This window comes from Ralstonia nicotianae (genome assembly GCF_018243235.1).
Classification (GTDB): domain Bacteria; phylum Pseudomonadota; class Gammaproteobacteria; order Burkholderiales; family Burkholderiaceae; genus Ralstonia; species Ralstonia nicotianae.
Map to the genome: position 1 here is coordinate 44,973 of NZ_CP046675.1, position 21,644 is coordinate 66,616.

The 21,644-nt window shown below is 60.3% G+C and carries 20 protein-coding genes and 6 pseudogenes; 11 read left to right on the forward strand and 15 right to left on the reverse strand.

The window, feature by feature from the left end:
• The first annotated feature begins 9 nt into the window (after positions 1-9).
• Together GO999_RS16855 and GO999_RS16860 are read left to right on the forward strand one after the other, a co-directional pair.
• Entirely contained in the window at positions 10-1,215 is a 1,206-nt protein-coding gene (locus GO999_RS16855) for a chromate transporter (protein ID WP_211907002.1), read from the forward strand.
• A gap of 53 nt (positions 1,216-1,268) precedes the next feature.
• Positions 1,269-1,775, forward strand: coding sequence for a chromate resistance protein ChrB domain-containing protein (locus tag GO999_RS16860; RefSeq protein WP_019719352.1), 507 nt, complete (start codon positions 1,269-1,271; stop codon positions 1,773-1,775).
• 932 nt (positions 1,776-2,707) lie between these two features.
• On the opposite strand, the gene GO999_RS16865 is transcribed toward GO999_RS16860, so the two are convergent.
• Positions 2,708-3,028, reverse strand: coding sequence for a winged helix-turn-helix transcriptional regulator (locus GO999_RS16865; RefSeq protein ID WP_081350400.1), 321 nt, complete (start codon positions 3,026-3,028; stop codon positions 2,708-2,710).
• Between the two features lie 101 nt (positions 3,029-3,129).
• Positions 3,130-4,328, reverse strand: a protein-coding gene (locus GO999_RS16870) for an IS3 family transposase (protein ID WP_197362529.1) whose coding sequence is annotated in 2 segments (ribosomal slippage) — positions 3,130-4,013 and positions 4,013-4,328 — 1,200 coding nt in all. Because the reading frame shifts where the segments join, the coding sequence is not laid out codon by codon here.
• An 80-nt stretch (positions 4,329-4,408) separates the two neighbouring features.
• On the opposite strand from GO999_RS16870, the gene GO999_RS16875 reads away from it, so the two are divergent.
• Complete coding sequence (locus tag GO999_RS16875) at positions 4,409-4,852, forward strand: SDR family NAD(P)-dependent oxidoreductase (RefSeq protein WP_249215101.1); 444 nt, start codon at positions 4,409-4,411, stop codon at positions 4,850-4,852.
• Here GO999_RS16875 and GO999_RS16880 read toward each other — a convergent pair.
• The 3 genes from GO999_RS16880 to GO999_RS16890 form a co-directional block, all read right to left on the reverse strand.
• Positions 4,733-5,290, reverse strand: a complete 558-nt coding sequence (locus GO999_RS16880) for a TlpA disulfide reductase family protein (protein ID WP_011003864.1) — start codon at positions 5,288-5,290, stop codon at positions 4,733-4,735. The two genes, GO999_RS16875 and GO999_RS16880, sit on opposite strands and share 120 nt — an antisense overlap.
• Positions 5,280-6,323, reverse strand: a complete 1,044-nt coding sequence (locus GO999_RS16885) for a transporter family protein (protein ID WP_104072791.1) — start codon at positions 6,321-6,323, stop codon at positions 5,280-5,282. The genes GO999_RS16880 and GO999_RS16885 overlap by 11 nt, the downstream gene beginning before the upstream one ends.
• A 90-nt stretch (positions 6,324-6,413) precedes the next feature.
• Entirely contained in the window at positions 6,414-6,791 is a 378-nt protein-coding gene (locus GO999_RS16890) for a DUF2946 domain-containing protein (protein ID WP_071093544.1), read from the reverse strand.
• Positions 6,792-7,179: 388 nt separating this feature from the next.
• On the opposite strand from GO999_RS16890, the pseudogene GO999_RS16895 reads away from it, so the two are divergent.
• The 4 genes and pseudogenes from GO999_RS16895 to GO999_RS16910 form a co-directional block, all read left to right on the forward strand.
• A pseudogene (locus tag GO999_RS16895) lies at positions 7,180-7,458 on the forward strand (transposase); the annotation flags it as partial.
• A gap of 52 nt (positions 7,459-7,510) precedes the next feature.
• A complete protein-coding gene (locus GO999_RS16900) occupies positions 7,511-8,530 on the forward strand; it encodes an IS110 family RNA-guided transposase (RefSeq protein ID WP_019719041.1) in 1,020 nt (339 codons plus the stop codon).
• Positions 8,531-8,811: 281 nt separating this feature from the next.
• Positions 8,812-9,757 (forward strand): annotated as a pseudogene (locus GO999_RS16905) (IS3 family transposase); the annotation flags it as partial.
• A complete protein-coding gene (locus tag GO999_RS16910) occupies positions 9,754-10,194 on the forward strand; it encodes a DUF6362 family protein (RefSeq protein ID WP_197362319.1) in 441 nt (146 codons plus the stop codon). The pseudogene GO999_RS16905 and the gene GO999_RS16910, both read left to right, overlap by 4 nt.
• A 347-nt stretch (positions 10,195-10,541) precedes the next feature.
• Here GO999_RS16910 and GO999_RS16915 read toward each other — a convergent pair whose 3' ends face one another.
• Positions 10,542-11,114, reverse strand: coding sequence for a hypothetical protein (locus tag GO999_RS16915; protein ID WP_011003870.1), 573 nt, complete (start codon positions 11,112-11,114; stop codon positions 10,542-10,544).
• Positions 11,115-11,555: 441 nt separating this feature from the next.
• Here GO999_RS16915 and GO999_RS24800 point away from each other — a divergent pair.
• Positions 11,556-12,821, forward strand: a pseudogene (locus GO999_RS24800) (site-specific DNA-methyltransferase).
• A gap of 6 nt (positions 12,822-12,827) precedes the next feature.
• Here GO999_RS24800 and xopG read toward each other — a convergent pair.
• From xopG to GO999_RS16955, 6 genes and pseudogenes are all read right to left on the reverse strand, one after another.
• Entirely contained in the window at positions 12,828-13,565 is a 738-nt protein-coding gene (xopG, locus tag GO999_RS16930; protein ID WP_249215102.1) for a XopG/HopH/AvrPtoH family type III secretion system effector, read from the reverse strand.
• 175 nt (positions 13,566-13,740) lie between these two features.
• A complete protein-coding gene (locus tag GO999_RS16935) occupies positions 13,741-14,010 on the reverse strand; it encodes a hypothetical protein (protein ID WP_197362323.1) in 270 nt (89 codons plus the stop codon).
• Positions 14,011-14,311: 301 nt separating this feature from the next.
• Positions 14,312-14,500: a hypothetical protein gene (locus GO999_RS16940; protein WP_071093604.1), complete on the reverse strand. Its 189-nt coding sequence runs from the start codon at positions 14,498-14,500 to the stop codon at positions 14,312-14,314.
• 97 nt (positions 14,501-14,597) lie between these two features.
• Entirely contained in the window at positions 14,598-14,948 is a 351-nt protein-coding gene (locus tag GO999_RS16945) for a hypothetical protein (protein WP_211907175.1), read from the reverse strand.
• Between the two features lie 174 nt (positions 14,949-15,122).
• Positions 15,123-15,481, reverse strand: a pseudogene (locus tag GO999_RS16950) (DUF3489 domain-containing protein); the annotation flags it as partial.
• A 770-nt stretch (positions 15,482-16,251) separates the two neighbouring features.
• A complete protein-coding gene (locus GO999_RS16955; RefSeq protein ID WP_058908424.1) occupies positions 16,252-16,473 on the reverse strand; it encodes a hypothetical protein in 222 nt (73 codons plus the stop codon).
• A 97-nt stretch (positions 16,474-16,570) separates the two neighbouring features.
• On the opposite strand from GO999_RS16955, the pseudogene GO999_RS16960 reads away from it, so the two are divergent.
• The 3 genes and pseudogenes from GO999_RS16960 to GO999_RS16970 all read left to right on the forward strand — a co-directional run bounded on the left by GO999_RS16960 (position 16,571) and on the right by GO999_RS16970 (position 19,962).
• A pseudogene (locus GO999_RS16960) lies at positions 16,571-17,106 on the forward strand (elements of external origin).
• A gap of 719 nt (positions 17,107-17,825) precedes the next feature.
• Positions 17,826-19,544 (forward strand): temperature dependent virulence factor cellobiohydrolase ChbA, encoded by a 1,719-nt coding sequence (gene chbA, locus GO999_RS16965; RefSeq protein ID WP_197348212.1) that lies wholly within the window; start codon positions 17,826-17,828, stop codon positions 19,542-19,544.
• Positions 19,507-19,962, forward strand: a complete 456-nt coding sequence (locus tag GO999_RS16970; protein WP_211907003.1) for a hypothetical protein — start codon at positions 19,507-19,509, stop codon at positions 19,960-19,962. Before chbA ends, GO999_RS16970 begins: the two co-directional genes overlap by 38 nt.
• 344 nt (positions 19,963-20,306) lie before the next feature.
• Here GO999_RS16970 and GO999_RS16975 read toward each other — a convergent pair whose 3' ends face one another.
• From GO999_RS16975 to GO999_RS24810, 3 genes and pseudogenes are all read right to left on the reverse strand, one after another.
• The gene (locus GO999_RS16975; RefSeq protein ID WP_311134549.1) at positions 20,307-20,693 is read right to left on the reverse strand and encodes a hypothetical protein; all 387 of its coding nucleotides are present in this window, start codon (positions 20,691-20,693) and stop codon (positions 20,307-20,309) included.
• Positions 20,690-21,160: a DUF2147 domain-containing protein gene (locus tag GO999_RS16980; RefSeq protein WP_011003885.1), complete on the reverse strand. Its 471-nt coding sequence runs from the start codon at positions 21,158-21,160 to the stop codon at positions 20,690-20,692. The genes GO999_RS16975 and GO999_RS16980 overlap by 4 nt, the downstream gene beginning before the upstream one ends.
• Before the next feature lie 225 nt (positions 21,161-21,385).
• Positions 21,386-21,562, reverse strand: a pseudogene (locus GO999_RS24810) (transposase); the annotation flags it as partial.
• Positions 21,563-21,644 lie beyond the last annotated feature (82 nt).

The following is a 21,644-nucleotide window of genomic DNA, read 5'->3' on the forward strand; positions in this document are numbered from 1 at the left end:
AACGCCACCATGAACTCGCCCCAGCCTGCCGATACCACGACATCCCCGCCTTCCCGCGAGCGTCCGCGCTACACGCTGTGGCAACTGGTGCGGTACTTCGCGCGCCTTGGCTCGCTCGGCTTCGGCGGGCCTGTTGCCCTGGCCGGCTACATGCGCCGCGACCTGGTGGAGGTCCGGCAGTGGATCAGCGAGGCCGATTACAAGGAAGGGCTGGCGCTGGCGCAACTCGCCCCCGGGCCGCTGGCGGCGCAACTGGCGATCTACCTGGGTTATGTCCACTACCGGATACTCGGCGCCACGCTGGTCGGCATCGCCTTCGTGCTGCCGTCATTCTGGATGGTGGTGGCGCTTGGCTGGGCCTACGTGCGATTCGGCGGCCTGACATGGATGCAGTCGGTGTTCTATGGCGTTGGCGCGGCCGTGATCGGCATCATCGCCATCAGCGCGTACAAGCTCACCGCCAAGAGTGTCGGCAAGGACAAGCTGCTGTGGCTCATCTACCTGGTGCTGGCGACGGTGACTGTCGTCACCGAGTCCGAGGTCGCGTGGCTGTTTCTGGCGGGCGGCGTTCTCGTCTGGCTGTGGCGCGCACCGCCCAAGTGGCTGCGCCAGGGCGGGCTGAACGCGGTGGCTGCCGCACCGATCCCCGCCGCCGGCGGGATCCTGGGCACGATCGACTGGCCGCTGCTGACGCAGATCGGCGTGTTTTTCGCCAAGGCCGGCGCTTTCGTGTTCGGCTCGGGGCTGGCCATCGTGCCGTTCCTTTATGGCGGCGTGGTCACCGAATTCCACTGGCTCAACGACAAGCAGTTCGTCGACGCGGTGGCCGTGGCCATGATCACGCCGGGGCCGGTGGTCATCACGGTGGGCTTCATCGGTTACCTGGTGGCGGGCTTGCCCGGTGCCTGCGTGGCAGCGGTCGGGACATTCCTGCCGTGCTACCTGTTCACCATCCTGCCGGCGCCGTACTTCAGGAAGTACGGCAAGCTGCCGGCCATCCTCGCGTTCGTCGACGGCGTGACGGCCGCGGCCGTGGGCGCCATCACCGGCGCGGTGATCGTGCTGGCCAGGCGCTCGATCGTCGATGTGCCGAGCGTGCTGCTGGCGCTGGCCAGCGTCGCGCTGCTGCTCAGGTTCAAGAAGCTGCCGGAACCCGTGATCGTGGCCGGGGCCGCCCTGATCGGCCTGGCCGCCTATCCGCTGCTGCATCACTGAAGGAGTCCACGGTGTTCCGTGGCTGTATCGTCGTAAAGAACCCGGAGGCCGCTATGCAATGGATCACGCGTGAACGCCCCAAGATCGACCGGATCGCTTGTCCCTGGCTCATCACCCGGTTCATCGATGCGGCGCCGGCATTCCTCTACGTGCCGCCCGGCGACGTCCTGCGCATCGCCCGCGAGACCGGTGCGATTCCGTATGACATCCCCGGCGTGGAGCTCACGCACGTCGGCGAACTGTGCAGCTTCGATGCCTTTCTGGGCAAATACCATCTGGACGGCGATCCGGCCCTGCAGCAACTGGCGAGCATCGTGCGCGGCGCCGATACGTCGCGGCTGGATCTGACGCCGCAGTCCGGTGGGCTGTATGCGATCTCTCTCGGGCTATCGCATCTTTTTGCCGACGATCACGAGATGCTCAGGCACGGCCTGGTGATGTATGACGCGCTCTTCGCGTGGTGCCGGTTCTGTCAAGGCGAGACGCACGAATGGCCGCCAAGGATGGACGTCGGGGGCATCCCGCTATCACCCGCGACGGGCCAGCCGGGAGCGCATTGACGCAGGACGGGCAATGCGCCCATGCCGTTGGGCGCCGCATGATGTCGTGTACTGCACAGGATGCCCGCGGTGCCGCCGAGCCGCTTGTCATTGACGAAGCGACCGCAATCGGTGAGGTGCAGTACGCGGGTGCCGACGGCGCCGCGATCTGGCTCACCAATGAAGCGCGCGCCGGATCGCAGGAGTCCGGGCACGCCTCAACATGAAATGATGGTGCTTACGCCGTGGCGCCTTGCTGCTTTACTAATTCTCGCGTCGATTGCAGCACGGATGCCGCAAACTCGGGGCGTTTCCGGTAAGCGTCGTCAGTGCTGATCTTCTCTTCCAAAGGGTGAGTGCCAACCACATCCGAACCAAAGCGTCCGGGTGTCACGATTGTCGGTGTGCATGCTTTCATGCAGAGCACGAAGAATATGGGCGGTCTCAACATTCACGTAGCCCATTGAGCGATTGTTTTCAATCCATTTTTTCGTTTCGATCTAAGGGTATGTCCCGACTCGGGTTCCGTCCCGGTACGCCGATACGGTAAGCAGCGGGGCGGTAGCTCATGGGTCGAGCAGCGGCGGTTTTACCGGCGAAGGCAGGCAGGTTCAACTCCTGTACGCCCCACCAGACCTTCATTCGCTATCTGCGCGACGATGAACGCTATGCGCTCATCATTCCCGACGACGATCGGGACTGGTTGGGGTAGGCGCAGCGTCGGAACATCGTCAGCCAAACGGCTCCTTCGGCCTGGTTATGATCGCTGCGACCACGTTGGATCTTTCTGGGGGCCTCGTCGATCTGCGAGGGGGCGGCACAACCTGAAGCGGTCGTTTGCGGTTTGCATCGCAACCGTGCCGAATTTCCCCGGGTCACGGACTCGTTTCCCTAAAGAATGATTTAGCGGTGCGGTGTGGTGAGGACGATCGGCAGTTGCCGAAGAGCTCAACCTAAGCTCGCAACTGCCTTGTCTTTTCGTCGTGTAACGCCTGGTGGGCTTCGATTTCGCCTAAATGATCGAGAACCCAGTGGGCGAGCTGCAGCAGCGGCCCTGAAGGAGATGTTCCCAATTCTGTTAAGGCGTATTCCACCTGTGGCGGCACGGTGGTGGGGGGGACGGTCCACGTCACCATCCCGTCGTGCTCCAGCGCCTTGAGTGTGCGCGTGAGCATTTGCTGCGAGATACCGCCGATGAGGCGCTTCAGCTCGTTGACGCGTCTGGGTTGCTCCGCGAGCACCGAGATGGCGAGGATGGTCCACTTGCCGCCCATGCGGCTAAGGATCTGGTAAATGCGCTCTTGTGGGATGGTCAATCTATCAAGCGTAGTTGGTCATTGGAGTTGCCCCTGTAACTCAGGACACGCGAACACCGTTAGGTTGATGACGCGGCAGCACGCCTGAACTCGCGAGGCGAGCGGTATTTCAGGGCTTTGTGCGGGTGACGCTCGTTGTAATGCTCAAACGCAACAGCCAGACGCGAGAGCGCCGTTGGCGCATCGGGCTTGTCCATATAGGCGACGTAATTGTGCTTCATGGTCTTCACGAATGATTCGGCCATGCCATTGCTCTGCGGCGAACGCACGGGCGTGGTCAGTGGCTCCAGGCCCAGCTCGCGCGCAAAGCGGCGCGTGCGGTGGTCGATGTAGGCCGAGCCATTGTCCGTCAGCCATTCGATGGGCTGAGTAGCCTGCGTGGTGCCGAAACGCTGTTCCACCGCAGCCAGCATCACGTCACGCACTACGTCACCGCTATGTCCGCCTGTGGTTGCCGCCCAGCTAATCGCTTCTCGGTCGCAGCAGTCCAACGCGAACGTTACGCGCAGCGGCGTGCCATCGTCGCAACGGAATTCGAAGCCATCCGAGCACCAACGAGCATTGCTCCGGTCCACGGCTACCCGACCGTCGTGTCGCCGCTTGTCTCGACGCACGCCAGGACGGCTCAGCAGCAACTGATGCTCGCGCATGACCCGATAGACGCGCTTGTGGTTGATGCACGGCGCGCCGACTATCTCACGACTGCGTCGCAGCAGCGCCCAGATGCGCCGGTAGCCGTAGGTCGGCAAGTGCGCCACATGGGCCAGGATTTCCTCGACCAGTTCCGTGTCGTCGGTCAGCTTGGCACGGCGACCATCTTGCCAACCGGACGAGCGAACCTGCTTCACCGCCACGCCAGAGCGCGCCACGCCGAGAACTTCGCAGACCGTTTTCAATGGTCGTCCCCCGGCAACAAGGGCGAGCGCGCAATCAGGTTTTTTGACCGACCCCACTCGACGGCTTCTTTCAGGATTTCGACTTCCATCGTTTTCTTTCCGAGTAGCCGCTGCAGTTCCTTGATTTCCTTGATGGCTGCGGCCAGCTCCGATGCAGGCACAACGGTTTCGCCCGCTTGCACTGCCGCCAGGCTGCCTTCCTGGTATTGCTTGCGCCAGCCGAACACCTGGTTCGGGTTCACGCCGTGCCGCCGCGCAACGGCAGACACCGATGCGCCCGGTGCCAGCGTTTCCTGCACGATGGCGATTTTTTCCTGTGCCGTGCGCCGACGACGGCGCTCCGGCTCGGTCAGAACTTCGATGGATTCCACGTAATGACTAGGCTTACTGATAGGCACAAGACTATCCCTTATTTTAAGAGTGTCCTTGTGTCCTCAGATACGTGGGGCCGCTCCAGTCATCAAAACATACCACCCCTAACGGAGTACGCAATGAATACCAAGAAGACCATCGTAGTGGCCTGGGCGCCTCCCTCGCAGCACGATTCGGCGCGGAGGGCTATCGCGTTGCACTTGTCGCACGGCGTGCAGCGCCGCTTGACGAGCGGGTTGCCGAACTTGCCGGTGCAGGCATTGAGGCTGCCGCGTTTGCGGCGGACCTTACAAACCTTGATGGCATCCCTGAGGTGGTTCGCTCGATTGAGGCGCAGTTCGGCGCCATCGACGTGGCGGTTTATGCGCCAGTCGGCGTAACCGCGATGCCGCTCTTAACGCAACAAAGGCGTGACGACCCGTTCCAGTCGCTCTGTGGTCCAGGCGGGTTCGCGCGAGTCCCAGCCGTTGTCGACCAGCAGGCCTTGGCGGTCGATCGTGAAGTTCACTGGTAGGCGCCAGATGCGGCCGTAACCGCCCGCGTAAGGGCTGCCGAGTAGGCCCACTGGAAAACTCAGCTTGGCGCCCACCTCGCGCACCGCTGGTAGCTCGTCCGGCTCGTCCAGGCTGAAGCCGAGTACGCGCAGGCCGAGGTCGGCATGGCGCGCGGCATAGGCCGACAGCAGCGGCAGCTCCGTTCGGCAAGGCTCGCACCACGTTGCCCAGAACGTCAGCACCACCACCTGGCCGCGTAAGTCTTCGGTCGAGATGCGGCGGCCGTCCAGCGTATGCAGGACCAGAGGCGGTGCCGGGCGACCCACCTCCAGGCTAGCCGCATGTGCGGCCGGCAACCGGCTGACCAGCCCGGCGCCCAGGGTCAACGCCCCGGCCGCTTGCAGCCACCTGCGCCGCGACCGGGCTTGCGCCGAAGGCATGTCCCTATCAGAACGCATAGCTCACTCCGACTGTGCCAGACCAGCGCGGGAAGAGCTGGTAGCCCACCAGGTTGCTGTACAGCGCCTTCTGCAGGAACGCATAGACCTGCATGTTGGGCAGCACGCTCACTGTCACGCCCGGCGACAGGTAGACCACGGTGCCGGCCGTACTGACGGTGTCGGCCAGCGCCCCCTGGTCGGTGTTCTTGTGCGTGACGTTGAACTGCAGTTGCGGCACGACGTGCGGATTGGCTTCATAGCGCAGGCCGAAGCTCACGGTGGTGAGATTGCCGGGCCGGAAGTCGGCGCCTTCATCACGCAGCCTGCGCATCACGGCCGCCTGGAATTGGCCGTTGACGAAGGCATCGAAATCCTGGCTGACGGGCTGGTAGTAATAGGCGCCCAGGATCAGGTCGGTGCTGCCGGTGCCGGGCTGCAGGCTGGTATCCAGAGCCTGCCCTCCCGCCGCGTTCGGGCCACTGTTGAAGAACACCGGATTGCGCCCGACCGTGGCGCCGGTGTTCACGTTCTGGCCGCCGTAGCGCCCGGTTGGCAGCTTCACGCCGAGTTGCACGCCCAGGTTGTGCGTCGGCAGGAAGCCCTGGTAGCTGGCGATCAGCTTGATGTCGCCCAGGCCACTCGCCGTAGCGCCGCTCACGTTGTCCGGGGTGAGCTGATCGGGCGTGGCCGCGCCGTAGGTCGTATGACTGCGGTCGATGTACGGCACGATCGCGCTGAAGTTCCAGCTGCTGTTCGGACTGTAGTGGATGCCGAGGTTGATGTAGCGGTTGATGGTCTGGCGCTCGACCTCCTGGTTGCCGCCGGCCGCATTGATGCTCGCGACCTCCGCTGGCGTAATCGACCCCGTGCCGTGGCGCAGCTGGTTTTGCGGAAGGTATGTGTAATCGAGGCTGATGCGCCAGCCCGGGATCGCCGAATAGCCCATCGCGGCATCGGTGCTGAGCGAGCAGCCGCAGGTGGCGCACGCGAAAGCAAAGGTAGGAAGCAGCAAAGCGACGCCGGTGGCACCGGCGTGAAGAATCGGGTTCATGGCGGTCTTGGCAAGGCGTGGGCAAAGTCCTTGCCCACCATTAGCGTAGGAGCGCGCGCAGCACGCCCATTGATCAGATAGACGATGCGATCACGCCAACGGCGGTGCCCTTGCAGGCGCCAGGAACCTGGGAGGGTGGCGGTAAGTGCCCGCCGGAGGGAGCGCCGGCGCGGCAAACACCAAGCCGCGTTGCGCAACAAAAGCCCAAGCGGCTGGGGGTACCGCGTGGTTGCAGCCGAGGTCCGCGCAAAACAGGCAGCACAGCATGTCGCCATGGCCGGCGCCGGAGTCGTCTTGATTGCCGGATGACCACGTGGTCATCCCCTCGCTGTGCATGCCACCCGCACTGCAAATGGTCTGGCTGGCCAGCCATTCCACCTCCTGCCCATGCGGCATCGCCGGCAATGGCGCATGCAGCGCTATACCGAGCAGCGCAAGCCATACGAAAAGGCGGCGGGCGGAGGACATGGAGAGACGGGGCACGAGGGTAGCCGATTATAGCGGCGGAACATTCCGCAAAAAAATGGGGAATTCCCAGCCCAACCAGAGCGGGATAACTCCGCTCCGATTGAGGCGGGAATGTCCGGTGAATGTCGCCTTCTGGCCAAACTCGGCCATCATCCTAGCGAGCCATCCCTCCCGCTTACCTCCCCAACCCACCCACCAGCCCGGCACTGATCTCAGACCGGGGTTTCTTGCGTCTGGACCCCACAGATTCGATTTGTATAACGACTTTGACGAATCTGAGTAACGGTCTGAGTATGGAGCGGCCCCCTGAATCGCCGGACACCGTCACCCACTTAAACAAACGGGTAGGCATACAACTGTGTTCATGACTAGCGGCAAGCAAGAAGTGATGGAAGTGTTGACGGGCCCGGAGCGCCGCCGGCGGTGGTCGGTGGAAGAGAAGCTTGCGCTGGTCAGGGAGAGCTTCGAGCCGGGCAAGACGGTCTCGATGGTGGCGCGCCAGCACGGCGTGAATCCGAATCAGGTGTTCCACTGGCGCAAGCTGTACCAGGACGGAAGCCTGTCGGCGGTGAGTGCGGGCGAGGAAGTGGTGCCGGCTTCGGAGTTGGCCGAGGCGCTCAAGCTAGTCCGTGAGCTGCGGCGCATGCTCGGCAAAAATGGTATGGACGCCTCCGCCGCACCAATAATGGTGCGTCACCACCTTTCCAGGGAGAGCGGAAATGGAACCGACCATCATTGGCGTTGACATTGCGAAGCAGGTCTTTCAGTTGCACTGGATTGACCGCGAGACGGGGGAAGTGGTTGACCGGCAACTCAAGCGAGGTGCCTTCTTGGAACATTTCGCAAATCGTGAACCCTGTCTGATTGGCATGGAAGCGTGTGGCAGCTCACAACACTGGGCACGGCGGTTAAGCGAACTTGGACATCAGGTCAAACTGATGCCGGGCAAGCTGGTCAAGGCGTTTGTGACAGGCAACAAGAACGACGTTGCTGACGCGCGCGCCATCTGGGCTGCAACGAGTCAACCTGGCATCAAGACAGTGGCAATCAAGACCGAAGCGCAGCAGGCCGTTCTAGCGCTGCATCGCATGCGCCAGCAGCTAGTGATATTCCGGCGCTCTCAATCGAATTGCTTGCGTGGACTGCTGAGCGAGTACGGCGAAGTCATGGCATTGGGGCGGGCCGCGATGAGCCGAGCGATGCCCGACGTGCTCGCACGGCTGGAGTCGCGATTGCCGGCAGTCCTGATAGATTCCCTCAGAGAGCAATGGCAACGTCTGAGCAACATGGACGAGGAGATTGCCCGTATCGAGCGGCGCTTGAGGGCATGGCTACAGGAAAGCGATGCGTGCAAGGCAATTGCGGATATTCCAGGCGTCGGCTTCTTGACTGCGACTGCGGCAGTTGCCGCAATGGGCAATGCGAAGGCCTTCAAATCTGGTCGTGAGTTTGCAGCTTGGCTCGGCTTGGTGCCAGCGCAGATTGGGACGGGAGGGAAGGTGCGCCTACTTGGAATCAGCAAACGAGGCGACCGCTACTTGCGCACCTTGCTCATTCACGGGGCGCGCTCGGTCATGAAGCACGTGAAAGATGCAGAGTCATGGGCAGCAAAGCTCAGGCAGCGGCGACCGCTCAACATTGTGATAGTGGCCTTAGCAAACAAGATGGCGCGGACGATTTGGGCATTGCTTGCGCACCGATGCTCATACCGAGCTGACTATACGGCGGCAATTGCATGACGGCACCATGTATGGCATCCGGATGCCCTTGATGTTGCACTGAACGCGAACTTCCCAGGTTGCGCAAGGTATCGATTGTGATGGCAAACAGGTTAGACCGGGGCTCACCAAACCTGCATCGTCTTCTGGACATCATGGTCCGTGGCAAAAATGAGGCGTGAGTCAGCGGATTCCATAGGGGCCAGCGGGGTTCGTCCTGTATAGGCCGGATATAAAACCGCAGCCTTCTTACTTGTTCGACAACTCATCGACATCTTGCCAAACAGGAGGCGTCCATATAAAAGACGATGGAGAACGAGATTCTTCGCGAAGCCGTGGAATACGGTCGGGCAAAAAAGTGGATTGCGCGCTCGCCATCGTTGCCGGGGGGACGACCAGTGAAGCAGGTTTGCGAGGTCCTCGGCGTAGCGCGTTCAAACGTGGCGGCCATGCGTACTCGACCTGCTGACTGGCGCGACGGGCGAACAGCTCGGCAAACCGACGACGCTGGCCTGATGGACGAAATCCGGCACGTCATTGCCGACTTGCCGAGCTATGGCTACCGGCGCGTCTGGGGCCGATTGCGGCGTGAACGTGAGCGTCAATGCGAGGCCGCCGGTCAATGCCAAGCGTGTCTATCGGGTCATGCGTGTGCACGGCTTGTTGCTTGAGCACAGGCCGATACCGCCGCGTCCGCAGCGCCGGCATGATGGCAAGGTCGCTGTGGCCAAGAGCAACCAGCGCTGGTGCTCCGATGGCTTCGAGTTCCGCTGCGACAACGGTGAGCCGCTGCGCGTGACGTTCGCATTGGACTGCTGTGACCGCGAGGCGATGAGCTGGGTAGCAACGACGGGTGGCTACAGCGGCGACGTCGTGTGCGACGTGATGCTGGCGGCTGTCGAGCAGCGCTTCGGCAATGTTCCGAAAGCACCGGCGGAGATTGAATGGCTGACCGACAACGGCTCAGGCTACATTGCTGGGAAGACGCGCGAGTTCGCCACGGATATTGGCCTGAAGCCGTTGACGACGCCGGTTTGCAGCCCGCAGAGTAACGGCATGGCAGAGAGCTTCGTGAAGACGATGAAGCGCGACTACGTGGCCTTCATGCCCAAACCGGATGCGGCGACGGCTGCGCGCAACCTTGCCATCGCATTCGAGCACTACAACGAGCAGCATCCCCATAGCGCACTGAAATATCGTTCGCCACGCGAGTTCAGGCGCAGGACGGAATCATCAATTCAAGTGTGAGACGGTGTCCGGAGATACGGGGGCAAATCCAGTCCGGTAGCTCGGAAGCCTGGACGCCCGATTCCGTGGCCGCGCGTTTCGAGGAGGCAGCACGTACAGGGCGCACGCTTCCACCCGTCCGCGTGCAGGGCTACTTCCGTGTCTGGCCACACATCGTGCGCGAGCAATGGGAACGCCTGGCAGCGGACGACCAGCCGCGTCACTACTATCCGCCCAGTCCCGCGGCCATCGACTGGATGCTGGCGACGATGCGGTGGATGCAGTGGCTGGACGTGGACCACTGGCCCCTCGTCTGGATGCGCGCGCAAGGCGACGAATGGCGGTACATCGCCAAGCGCTATGCGTGCTGCGTCAAGACGGTACAACGGCGCTGGCAACGCGCGATGCAGACGGTGGTCGACCGGCTCAACGGTGGCAAGCAGGTTGGCCGTGTGTGAAATTACGCAATATTGGCAACGCCTGCGGAATATTGCGAAGGGTTGCTAACGGTTGATAAGCCAACGCAAAAAGGGGGTGTCGCATCTCCCCCGAAAAGCGGTGCATTAACGCCTATCGTGACGACATGAGCGCAGGGGCGCGAGGCCCCCAGGGGGGCGAAGGGGGCCTTCCTGGCCAAAGCGCAATACGGGAGGCACAAGCGCAAGGCTTGCCTACCGTCAGGGTGCGAACCGAGGTTTGCATGGTTCGTGGTTCGCACCCTTCCAACGGGCAACCCCGGTGTCATGACGGCTGTGTGCAAACGTCAGTGCGCCGTGGTGTCGCTCGACTCGCGCGGCAACGCTAGTCAGTTCCAGCCGTAGACCTTGATGGTGCCACCGTTAAATGTGTCCGTATTTTGAGGGACATTTCCGCCGGCAAGAGCGAAAGCGAACTGGATGCTTGATGCCAGCCCACGGATCTTTTGACAGCATCCCCCAACGTTGGCATAGCCGGGTTCATTCTTGTACGCGGTTGGGGCGAAAAGGTTGGAGGTCACAGAGGGAACTGCACTGCTCTGGTTGAGGTTCATGAGCTTGCAGGTTCCGTAGAGGCCGGTCTTGCTGCTGGGGCCGCTACGGTTTGCCGGCCAGAGACACATCCATTTGGCCTCCGAGTATCCGTAAAACCCGCCGCCGCCAAGATCATTCCCCCAGCCCGAGCCGGAGTAGTTGCTTCCGTAGACCCCGCCGGACTGCGGAGCCATCTGTGCCACCAACACGGAGCCCGAACTGGTTGGGCTGACATTCTCGAATACGAAATCGAAGTAACGATATTGAGATGGCAGTTGGATTGCAACCCACGTCTCGCCGCTCGGAATGCTGATGACCTGAACCAGAGTTTGGCCGGCATCTTGTGCTTCGATATCCACATCAGACATGTTGTACCCCCTTTAGCATCATCGTGGTAGTGGCGCAAAAATCAGGGCGCATCGCACCTGTTCGATAGATGAAGGCCGGCAATGCTCGGAGCGCGTTAGCTCCCCCGTGAGTTTGCCAGCAAGCGTTGCGCAACGCGCCGGAACCGGTCGCAACGCTCACCAAAATGCTAGGTGGAATCGACTCGTGCTTATCCTGAAAGTTGTTTCAACCAGATATGTTTTGGGGCGCGCCTTATGTGAGGTTGCCGCCAGCGCAATTCCGGCAACTTAAGCTCAGTCACATGCTTCGCCTGATGCACGGGATTGCCTGCAATCGTGTGCTTTATCCGCGCCCTGAGAGATTCAATTGCTCGCCCGTCGGCGAGTGTTTTCATTTCCACGCGGCCCGCAATGGATTCACTTCCGTGCGGGCCGCTTCTTTTTGGGAACCCGAAACAGAACCTGCCCAACGTCGAGTACCGCCAGGTCGCGGCGCTGATTCCCTACGCCAGGAACCCCAGGACCCACAGCGATGAGCAGGTGGCCAGGATCGCCGCCAGCATCGTGGAGTACGGCTGGACCAACCCGGTCCTGGTCGACGGCGAGAACGGCGTGATCGCGGGCCACGGGCGTCTGGCCGCCGCGGGCAAGCTCGGCATGGACGAGGTGCCGGTGATCGAGCTGGCGCACCTGTCGCCGACGCAGAAGCGCGCGTTGATCCTCGCCGACAACCGCATCGCGCTCGACGCGGGCTGGGACGACGAGCTGCTGGCGCTGGAATTCGCGGAACTGGCTGACGCCGGCTACGACCTGGCCCTGACCGGATTCAACGACGCCGAGATCGATGCGCTGTTGGCTGACGAGCTGGACGATGTGGAGGGCGACGGCCAGGCGGAGGAGTCTGTGTTGCCGGAAGTGCCCGAGGAAGCGATCTCCCGTCCGGGCGCCGTGTGGGTGTTGGGCAGGCATCGGTTGCTGTGCGGGGATGCGACCGTCGCGGAGAACTACGACAGGCTGTTGCAGGGCGAGCCGGCGGACATGGTGTTTACAGATCCGCCGTACAACGTGAACTAGGCCAGCACGGCCAAGGACCGGCAGCGCGGCACGAGCCGGGCCGTCCTGAACGACAACCTGGGCGGTGGCTTCTACGACTTCCTGCTGGCGGCGCTGACGCCGACGATTGCCAACTGCCGCAGCGGCATCTACGTGGCGATGTCTTCCAGCGAACTGGACGTGCTGCAGGCGGCATTCCGCGAGGCGGGCGGGCGCTGGTCAACCTTCATCATCTGGGCCAAGGACCGTTTCACGCTTGGCCGTGCGGACTACCAGCGGCAATACGAGCCGATCCTCTACGGATGGGCCGAGGGAGCGCAGCGCCATTGGTGCGGCGACCGTGACCAGGGAGACGTCTGGCTGATCAAGAAGCCGGCCCGGAACGACCTGCCCCCGACGATGAAGCCGGTGGAACTGGTGGAGCGGGCGATCCGCAATCCGAGCCGGCCGGGCGAGGTGGTGCTCGACGCGTTCGGCGGTTCAGGTACGACGCTGATCGCAGCGGAGAAAGCGGCGCGTGCTGCGCGCCTGATCGAACTCGATCCCAAGTATGTCGATGTGATCGTGCGCCGGCGGCAGGATTGGACGAGAGAAATCGCTTACCGAGAAGCAGATGGGGCGTTGCTGGATGATCTTGCTCACGCGAGGAGGCTCGTCTCTTCAGGCGAGCCTTGATGTCGGCTATGCGTTGCGTGGCTTGTACTTGCTTCGCATCCGCAAGCCATGTTCCGCCCGGATGGAGTTTTCCGTCGGTTCGCCCGTATTGGCGTGAGCGTAGGCCCCCAGGCCAACCGCCCTCAACTCCTCCTGGCCGGCTTCACTGGTTTCGTCGTAGCGATCGCCGCTCCCCCCTTTGGAGGTTCCTGCCATGACATGGTGGGCATGGATCATTTCGTGGGCAAGGACAACGAATGATTCTTTGGAATCTTTCCTCATTCGCTTTGGCGAGCCGTTTCGACTGAGCTCAATGCTTTTCTTAGGGTTCCAACTGACAATCGCACTGCAACCGGCTTCTCCCTCAAAAGTTGCGCCATTCGCCAGTTGTGCAGCGATGCTTTGATTTTGGTCGAAATTCGCGGGCCTGTACGCAGCGATTTGAGGTCGGGTCAAAACCGGCTCTGTACTGGATTCATCGTCCGAATCGATTTCGCTAATGGTCAGCTTGCGCTGTCTGGTTGCGCTCAGAGAGCTGATACCGCGAAGCAGTTCATTACCCGAGCGCCCGGACGCAATTTTCCCTAACGCCTCGTTTACTTTGCCCGCATAACGGTCAGCTTCGCGTTGATTGTCACTTGCGGTTGCAATGTAAAACCCAGGGTACTGTGTCTGTATAAGCATCGTGTCGTTATTGCTCCAAGAGGTTGAATACACAAGCCCAGGCAGCGAGCGCGCCGGGCTTTCGATGCTAGCAAGCGCCATCGCGAAGCTCTATGCTCGACGCGAAGTTGTGCGCGCCGGTGCGAACATGGGCGAGAAGGGTAGGGCGGTTGCACCAACTGATGGGGCGAGTACACCGCGCACAGGAAGCGGTTATCCGCGAGGCGGCAGACTGAGGGGGGTGCGCCAATTGAGCAGTCCCTCGGCTTCGCGGGCTCTACGCCGAAAACTCGTCGGCGATTTCGCAGGCGGCCACAAAGGCCGTCAGGTGGGGCAGGTTGCGCGGGATGCCGTAGATCTGGCTGAGCCCGCCGTTCGTCTTGCGCTGCATCCACGCGGCCGCCGTGGCGTCGATGGCGGCGGCAAGCATCTGGTCGGCGTGGAGGGCATTCAGGACCTCATCCGCAAAATGCCGCCCAAACGAACTGTCGAGAAAGATGCGCACCGCCTCTAGCGACGAGCCTGTGGCTTTGGAGACGGTTGTCATCACCAGGGGCCAGGCTTTGTCGGCGCCCCTTCATCGTGCCGTAGAAGCCCCAGCCTTCGTTGCGGGTGGCCGGTATTTGATCTGCGGTAGTCATCTTGCTTGGTTTCAACATTGTTGCGATGGGACCAGTAACGCGCTGTTCGGAGCGCAAGCCAAGCCGTTCTGGACAAGCGTTGGCGGGGTTGCAACACACCGCCCGCAGCGCGGGTGGGCGTGCAGTTGACTCTCCGATCAGGTGGCCACTTGCGGGATGGGGTAGGGTGTGCCGCCCGCACAGGGGCGGCACCGAATGCCCGGGCGATCAGGATTCGGGGTCTTTGGCGTACAGGTCCCCGCTGGTGATATCGGCGACGTAGGCGACGTCGCGGAAGGCGCCGGGCTCATCGGCGATGCTGACGCCGCCGATCGACGTGAGCGCGACGCCGTATTTGCATGTGATGGCGGTGAGCTCGGTGACGAAGGCGTTGTAGTTGGCGGTGGGGATGTCCATGTTGGTGTCCTTGGTTGATGTCGTTGCGACACCTGTATGAACGCGCTGTTCGAAGGAGACGCCAAGCTGTTCCTGGCTTCTTCTACGTCAGTTGTGATCAGTCGGCGCGGGTCACGTACCGCGCGTAGTCGCCACCCTCCGGATTGACATACAGGGTGGGGCAGCCGGGCGCGGTGACCTCGATGCAGAAGTAGCTGCCGAGCCTGCCGCCGCCCTTGCCGCGCAGCCTGTCGCGGGACACCAGCAGGCTGCTCGCGAAATTGTCGAACTCAGTCGCAGTGAGTTCCTTGGTCTCGGTGATGTAGACCTCGACGTATTCCTGGCCGCGCACCTGGCTCAGATCGGCTGGCTTGCGGGCAAAGGGCAGACGCTTGGCCAGCTTTTCGGTTTGGATGACGTTGTCGCCGGTGACCACAATGCGGGCCGAGCGTTTGATGGTGTTGCTCATGGCGTTCTCCTTGAGATTGGCGTCGTCAATCACGACAACGACATGAACGCGTTGTTCCGGCCACAAGCCAAGCGCTGTCCCCAGCTTTATGCGGGGCCGCCGCAATCGCAGTCGGCCCTGTGCGCCGTCAGGCCGAGTGGTCGCCGTCTTCGGTTTCGATCCGGTACACGCGCTCACCGTTGCCCCTTCGGGGTGGCGCAGCATCGCGATCACCTGGGCCTGCTTGCTGTTTTCGCGCGTGCGCGGCGCCTTGGCCCCTTGTTTCCGTTCGGCTTCCGCTGCCGTCTCCGCAGCTTGGACAGCGGGGGTTTCTGCTTGCGGCGGGGGAGTCCCAACGCGTTGTAGCCCTCGTCCGTCACGTGTCATTCCAGACGCTCGAAGACGATCAGGGTGCGCTTGCTGAGGCCGTCGAGCACCTTTTTGCGTGCGCCGCCTTTGATGTTGTCGGGGAACCATTCGATCTTGCCGCTGGTGTGCTGGATGGCGTAGGCGAGGATGGCGTGCTGTGCCGGGGTCAGTGGTAGCGTGGTCATGTGCTGCTCCTTCGAGGTGGTTTGAACGTGACGTGATGAACGCGCTGTTCAGCGAAGACGCCAAGCGCTATGTGCGTCGAGGGCGCAATCGGCAGGCAAAAAAAGCCAGGAAGGAAAACTGACGCCGATACCGTTCGGACTAAAAAGTCCGAGTCGAGTCATTTTTTGGGCGAATCGCGGCGATTTTTCATCATCGTTTTTCTGCCACATTCTCAACGCAAAAAAAAGCCCGCGACGGGCGGGCAATTAAAGCAAGAGTGTGATGCGATCTGCAGGCATCTAGGCCATTGGGGAATGGGTGTGTACGCCTATCGGATTAAGTTGAATGAAATCAGTTGCATGCCAGAAAATCATTTTCAAATCGTGCTTTGCAGCATATACGTCGGACTGGAATTTTCAACCGTCATTCGGAGTATTTTTGATTGGGTGTTGGTGTCTTCCAACGCAGCTTGCGGAGGCGGTTTGGGATCTCCGTCCATACCCCACGTCAGCAGTATCTGACTGTAGGTTCCCAGGGATTCCATCAGCGCCCAAGATGTAGTGCGAGGCAGGGATTGCACGCGCCCCCAAAAAAAAGAGCGCCGGACATTCAGTTGTCCGGCGCACGGCGCACAGTAACAGCAGGGAAGATGCATCGCGCCGCTTCCCCTATTCTCGTCAGGGGCGGCTGACATCTCAATCCGTGCCCGCCCCAGTGTGCGACGCGTTGCAGTGGGTCGGCGGGCAGCCCCGCCGGGCGCCTGATGTCAGGCGTTATCCTCCTCATCGTCTTAACCGTTCTCGATTTCCTCGATGATGTCCTGCAGGGAGCCCTTCGATCCGCTGCCGTAGTCGCCAAAGAGCGCGGCGGAGATTTGATCCATCCATCCACGCTTGCCGCCGATGTCGCCCGCGCTCAGCACGCTTCGCGCGTCGTCGATCAGGTTGAGCATCGGTTGCTGGATTTCGCGCAGTTCGCAGGCGGCTTCTTCTCGGGTCAGGGTGCCGATCATTGTTTGCTCCGGTTGAGGTGTCGTGTTGATGGACGCATGAACGCGCTGTGCAGCACCGAAGCCAAGCGCTATCTGCAACAGAACCAGCTAGATTCAGATGGGAATTTCGATTCGCGCCTACGCACGGCATCGGGGCGTGTCGGACGCCGCCGTGCGCAAGGCCATCGCCGCCGGCCGCATCACGCCGGAAGCGGGCGGCACCATTGATACGGACCGCGCCGACGCCGAATGGGCACGCAATACCGACGCGCCGCGCACCGGCACGCGCACCCGGCCCGTCAGAGCCGCCGTGCAGCAGGAGGGCGGCCAGACCCAGGACGGCCCGACATCGTCGCCCACAGGCGGCACGTCGCTGCTGCCGGCCCGCACCGTCAACGAGGTGGTCAAGGCGCAAACCAACAGGTGCGCCTGGCCCGACTCAAGGGCGAGCTGGTGGACCGCTCGCAGGCCATTGCCCACGTCTTCAAGCTGGCACGCGCCGAGCGCGATGCGTGGCTGAACTGGCCGGCGCGGGTCTCCGCGCAGATGGCCGCGACCCTGGGCGTCGATCCGCACACGATGCACGTTGCGCTGGAGTCCGCCGTGCGTGAACACCTGCAGGAGCTGGGCGAGCTGCGCCCGCGCGTGGATTGATGCTGGACGCGGATTACGAAGGCGCCGCCGAGCTCGAGCGGGACTGGCGAGAAGGACTGACGCCCGATCCGCTGCTGACTGTCTCCGAATGGTCCGACCGCCATCGCATGCTGTCGAGCAAGGCGTCGGCCGAGCCCGGGCGCACCAGCCGCACGCCATACGCGACATTGCCTCCGGCTGGCGACTGGGACCCGATCGTTGGGACAACCCAAATCGGTCCGAGGAACCCGTTTGACGAATCTGATGAACGCTCGGAACGTCTGGTCCCTCTTGTGGGGGGGCTGGCTTGGGTAGGCTCAGTTTGTTTAAGACGATCGTCGGGATCCAGACTTTAAAAATCCCTCTGTGGAATGCGATGTAGGTCGCCAATGCCTATTCCATAATGTGAATCGATATCATAAGAAATGGAAAGGGGATGAGATTGGTAAAGAATCTGTATATGTCTGACGCGCTTGCCACGGCGCTATTTCCGCTGCTGTGTAAGTGCAGGTGGCTTAATAATTGGAATGAGATCTTTGAAGTTAGGTGTTGGACCTAAATTTTTCTAAATTGAGAAAAAGAAAAAATCAGTATCAAGCCTTGACGTGGCGTCGTAATCTAGCCCCGGTTCCGGGCGGCGCTGACTTTGGCGAAGTAACCCTCGCGTCCGACTGACGCGAAACCAGCGCGCTACGGGACATAAACTAAGCCGGAGCCGCTGGCACGCCTTGACAGCGCGCATGCCGCCTATCCAACATTACCGAGAAGGAAGGGTGAATATTTTGCAGTCTAAAAAAAGAATCTGGAAGAAATTGGAATATGTGATGGCTGCCTCACTGCTAGCTGGAGGTGCGTTATCAGCTCCAGCTGTTCACGCCGAAGCCCATGTCGATAACCCGTTTGTTGGTGCGACCGCTTATGTGAACCCGGATTATGCGAAAGAAGTTAATTCTTCAATTGCGAAGGTAAGCAATGCTTCATTGAAAGCAAAAATGGAAATCGTGAAGTCATACCCTACATCGGTCTGGCTTGATAGTATTGGTGCGATAGGCGGTGGTGCGAAAAATGCAGGCCGTCTTGGTCTAATGGCTCATTTGGATGCTGCATTGGCTCAGAAAAAGGCGAATAAGCCAATTACGGTGGGCTTTGTTATTTATGATATACCTGGGCGCGATTGTCACGCGCTAGCTTCTAATGGCGAACTTCCTTTGACTCCAGAGGGCCTGCAGCGCTATAAAAAAGAATACATTGATGTGATTGCCGGAATTTTTGCAAATCCAAAATACAAAGATATCCGTATTGTTAATGTTATTGAGCCGGACGGCTTGCCAAACCTTGTAACTAACTTGAGTGACGCTCGTTGCGCTAAAGCGAAATACACGGGAATTTATGAGGATGGCATTAAATATGCGCTTAACAAATTTTCAAGTATTAAAAATGTGTACAACTACATGGATATCGCTCACTCTGCCTGGTTGGGGTGGGATGACAACCGGGCGGCGGCAATTCTTCTGTATACACAGTTGATTCAAGGAACCACAGCAGGTTTTGCTAGTGTAAATGGTTTTGCTACCGATACGGCAAACGTTACACCGCTGGTTGAGCCAAATCTACCTAATCCTGATATGAATGTGGGTGGGCAGCCCATCAGATCGGCAAAATTCTATGAATGGAATCGTTATTTCGGCGAAATTGATTTTGCAGAAGCCTTGTATAAAGATTTTGTCGCTGCGGGCTGGCCATCTAATATTGGGTTCTTAATTGATACTGGACGTAACGGATGGGGAGGGGCTCAACGTCCAACTGCCAGTACCGGAAGTGATGTCAATGCTTATGTAAACTCTGGGCGTGTAGATCGTCGGAAACACCGTGGTAACTGGTGTAATCAGGTCGGAGCAGGCATGGGCCTACCTCCATCTGCGGCTCCAGGCGGTCATTTGGACGCTTTCGTATGGATTAAGCCTGCAGGTGAATCTGATGGTTCTAGCAGACTTATTCCGAACAATCAGGGCAAAGGCTTTGACAAAATGTGCGATCCTAATTTTATAACAGCGGATGGCGTGTTGACAGGTGCATTGCCTAACGCTCCAATTGCTGGTGAATGGTTCCATGATCAGTTTGTCATGCTAATTAATAATGCTTATCCTGCTATAGGGGGTTCTACTCCAAAGCCGACGGCTAGTTCCTCGCCGACTCCTGCTCCAAGCAGCAATATTTCTATTCGTGTCATCGCGGACAACGAGTGGAACGCAGGTTCCTGCGAGCGCGTCCAGGTGACTAATACCGCCAGCAGTCCCAGCACATGGGCTGCCACGCTTCAGATCAAGGGCCAAGTCCAGAGCCTCTGGGGTGCAAATTGGTCACAGAACGGTGACACCCTCACCGCTTCCGGTATGGACGGGAACAAGACGCTTGCGCCGAATGGGGTGGCCGAATTCGGCTTTTGCACGGCATATTGAGGTGCTGTTTGGGTGTGCAGCTAGCAACAAGGTCACGGGATCGGGCGCGCTTTGGCAGACTTGGGGCACGCAGTTCGAGCAAGACGGCATCTACGCCGTATTCCCCCGGCGTGCAGACATTCAGGTGGGAGAGATCTACCTAACCTGCGCTTCGACCATCGCACAGAAGTTCGATGCGGCCAACGAAACAGCACGCCGGATGGTCCCGAGTCCTATGTGGGTGGCCTCCGTGCCGGGCATGGTCGATACCGCTCAGAAAGATGGCGCCCTGTCCAATCTGTATAAGACCCGTGTGCAGTTGCCGCGAATTGCTGTGCCGGCGGCTGAGGAAGGCAGCACACCCGCACCTGTTGCCGCATCGGCCGTGGTCGCAGCGAGCACACCGGTGGCAGCTCCTGCGTTCAAGACGCGAGGATGATGACGGCACTGGCCGAGCGCGGGAGGCCCGCGCTCGACGGCACCGTTGCCGGCAACAGCGGCTCCAGCGCTTTCCACAATTCGTTGGTGATCTTCTTTCGAGCCATGCCACCAATAACGCTCACGGGCCATCATGCGATGACTGGGTTTGGTTGGCGACGCTAAGTAACCGTGTGGCCGGGCTACCCCGGCCACGATTTTCTGCTTTCAAACCTTTGGATGCCGAGCGCGATAGCATCTTCTGAATGTCGCTCAATGCGTCATCCAGTTCGGGTTTGGTCTGCACCCGTCGCCCACCGCAACAGTTCGTTGCGGCGGCCTGCTGCTCAGGCTTGCGGAAATTGGTTATTTAACCGTCCAGGTTTGTGAGCCTTGATCTTGATTCGTGGTGTGCCAAACATTTCTGGTCGCTGTACCACCGCAGGCGCCACGGAAGACGGAGGCCATGATATTGAAATTTGAAACGGCCTGAAAAGACGTAGAACGAAGAGATTGGACGTCGTATTGAGCGTTGTTGAAATAGATTCGAACACAGCCCGAGGTGGCATTCTGCACGGTAAGCTGAACGGACCTTTGAAGGATCGCTGTCTGCGAGTTGGCTGTGCCTGCGGTCAGGGCCATCGCCGTCGTAGCTGTAGCGAAAAAGAATTTCTTGAGATGATATTTAGGTATTCTCATTTTATTTTCCAATGCAGATTTGATTGATGGCGATAAAATTGCCAGGGTTGTCACCCCCTCACACGATGGAATACCTTGGTTTGTCCTAGGGCGGATATCCCGAGGTACCCACGCAAGTGCATCTTCCCGTCCTTGATTGTCACCTTGCAGGTGTACGTGCGACCGGAGGCGCCGTCATAGAGTGATCCACCGGTCCATTGGCCATCCTCCCAGCGAAGACCCGAGAGAAACACGACGTTTTTCAGCGAGCGGGAACGCAGCGCGGGATTAGGATTCTTCGTGTCCAGCTTGAACGTGGCATTGTCAGATTCCACGACCTGGTTGCCATACAGGAGACGTGCCTCGAATTCCGGCCCTGCCTTGTACATGTCGAGCTTCACGCTTCCATCCTCGGCTTCCCACGCCCCGATGATCTCGTCGGCAGGCAACTGCTGGGCATGCGTGACTACTGTGAAGAACAGGCTCATAACGAAGAGCATCATGGACACACTCGATCGTCCTAATACCAAGCTCGCCTTCATGCCATTGATCCTTGTTAGAAAGGTTTCTCCGATACAACCCGCACCGAACGGTCAACTCGCACAGCACCATGCTGTATTGAGCTCGATCGGAATCACGAGACTTTTTTCCATTCAGTCACGCTCATGAGATGCGCTCACGGTTGCGATAGACGAGCAGATCGTAGTGGCTTGGGGTGAGCCGGGCAGTGGCAGATGGCGTCGATGTCATTGCGGATCGCGCCATTCTTTTCTGAGGTGGGGTGACCATCGGTACACGGTCTGCCGGGGCGGAATGTCGTGCGGTAGCATGCGCCAGTCGCAGCCCGCTCGCATTAGGTGGGGCAGGGCGTTGACCACTTCCCGTCAGTCGCGCTCCCGGCGCTGGCCGCTGGCGGCCGCGCGTGGCAGCAGAGGCTGGAGCGCTGACTATTTGATAGCCGTCTTCAACAGTCTGCCGGTTGCTCGGGGGCAGCCGCCTGATCAGCATACGATTGGCGCGATATGC

Coding starts and splice junctions, on each gene's coding strand:
- GO999_RS16855 (WP_211907002.1), top strand. CDS start 10: ATGAACTCGCCCCAGCCTGCCGATACCACGACATCCCCGCCTTCCCGC.
- GO999_RS16860 (WP_019719352.1), top strand. CDS start 1,269: ATGCAATGGATCACGCGTGAACGCCCCAAGATCGACCGGATCGCTTGT.
- GO999_RS16865 (WP_081350400.1), bottom strand. CDS start 3,028: ATGGGCGGCAAGTGGACCATCCTCGCCATCTCGGTGCTCGCGGAGCAA.
- GO999_RS16880 (WP_011003864.1), bottom strand. CDS start 5,290: ATGCGTTCTGATAGGGACATGCCTTCGGCGCAAGCCCGGTCGCGGCGC.
- GO999_RS16885 (WP_104072791.1), bottom strand. CDS start 6,323: ATGAACCCGATTCTTCACGCCGGTGCCACCGGCGTCGCTTTGCTGCTT.
- GO999_RS16890 (WP_071093544.1), bottom strand. CDS start 6,791: ATGTCCTCCGCCCGCCGCCTTTTCGTATGGCTTGCGCTGCTCGGTATA.
- GO999_RS16900 (WP_019719041.1), top strand. CDS start 7,511: ATGGAACCGACCATCATTGGCGTTGACATTGCGAAGCAGGTCTTTCAG.
- GO999_RS16915 (WP_011003870.1), bottom strand. CDS start 11,114: ATGTCTGATGTGGATATCGAAGCACAAGATGCCGGCCAAACTCTGGTT.
- xopG (WP_249215102.1), bottom strand. CDS start 13,565: ATGGCGCTTGCTAGCATCGAAAGCCCGGCGCGCTCGCTGCCTGGGCTT.
- GO999_RS16935 (WP_197362323.1), bottom strand. CDS start 14,010: ATGACAACCGTCTCCAAAGCCACAGGCTCGTCGCTAGAGGCGGTGCGC.
- GO999_RS16940 (WP_071093604.1), bottom strand. CDS start 14,500: ATGGACATCCCCACCGCCAACTACAACGCCTTCGTCACCGAGCTCACC.
- GO999_RS16945 (WP_211907175.1), bottom strand. CDS start 14,948: ATGAGCAACACCATCAAACGCTCGGCCCGCATTGTGGTCACCGGCGAC.
- GO999_RS16955 (WP_058908424.1), bottom strand. CDS start 16,473: ATGATCGGCACCCTGACCCGAGAAGAAGCCGCCTGCGAACTGCGCGAA.
- chbA (WP_197348212.1), top strand. CDS start 17,826: ATGCCGCCTATCCAACATTACCGAGAAGGAAGGGTGAATATTTTGCAG.
- GO999_RS16970 (WP_211907003.1), top strand. CDS start 19,507: ATGGGGTGGCCGAATTCGGCTTTTGCACGGCATATTGAGGTGCTGTTT.
- GO999_RS16980 (WP_011003885.1), bottom strand. CDS start 21,160: ATGAAGGCGAGCTTGGTATTAGGACGATCGAGTGTGTCCATGATGCTC.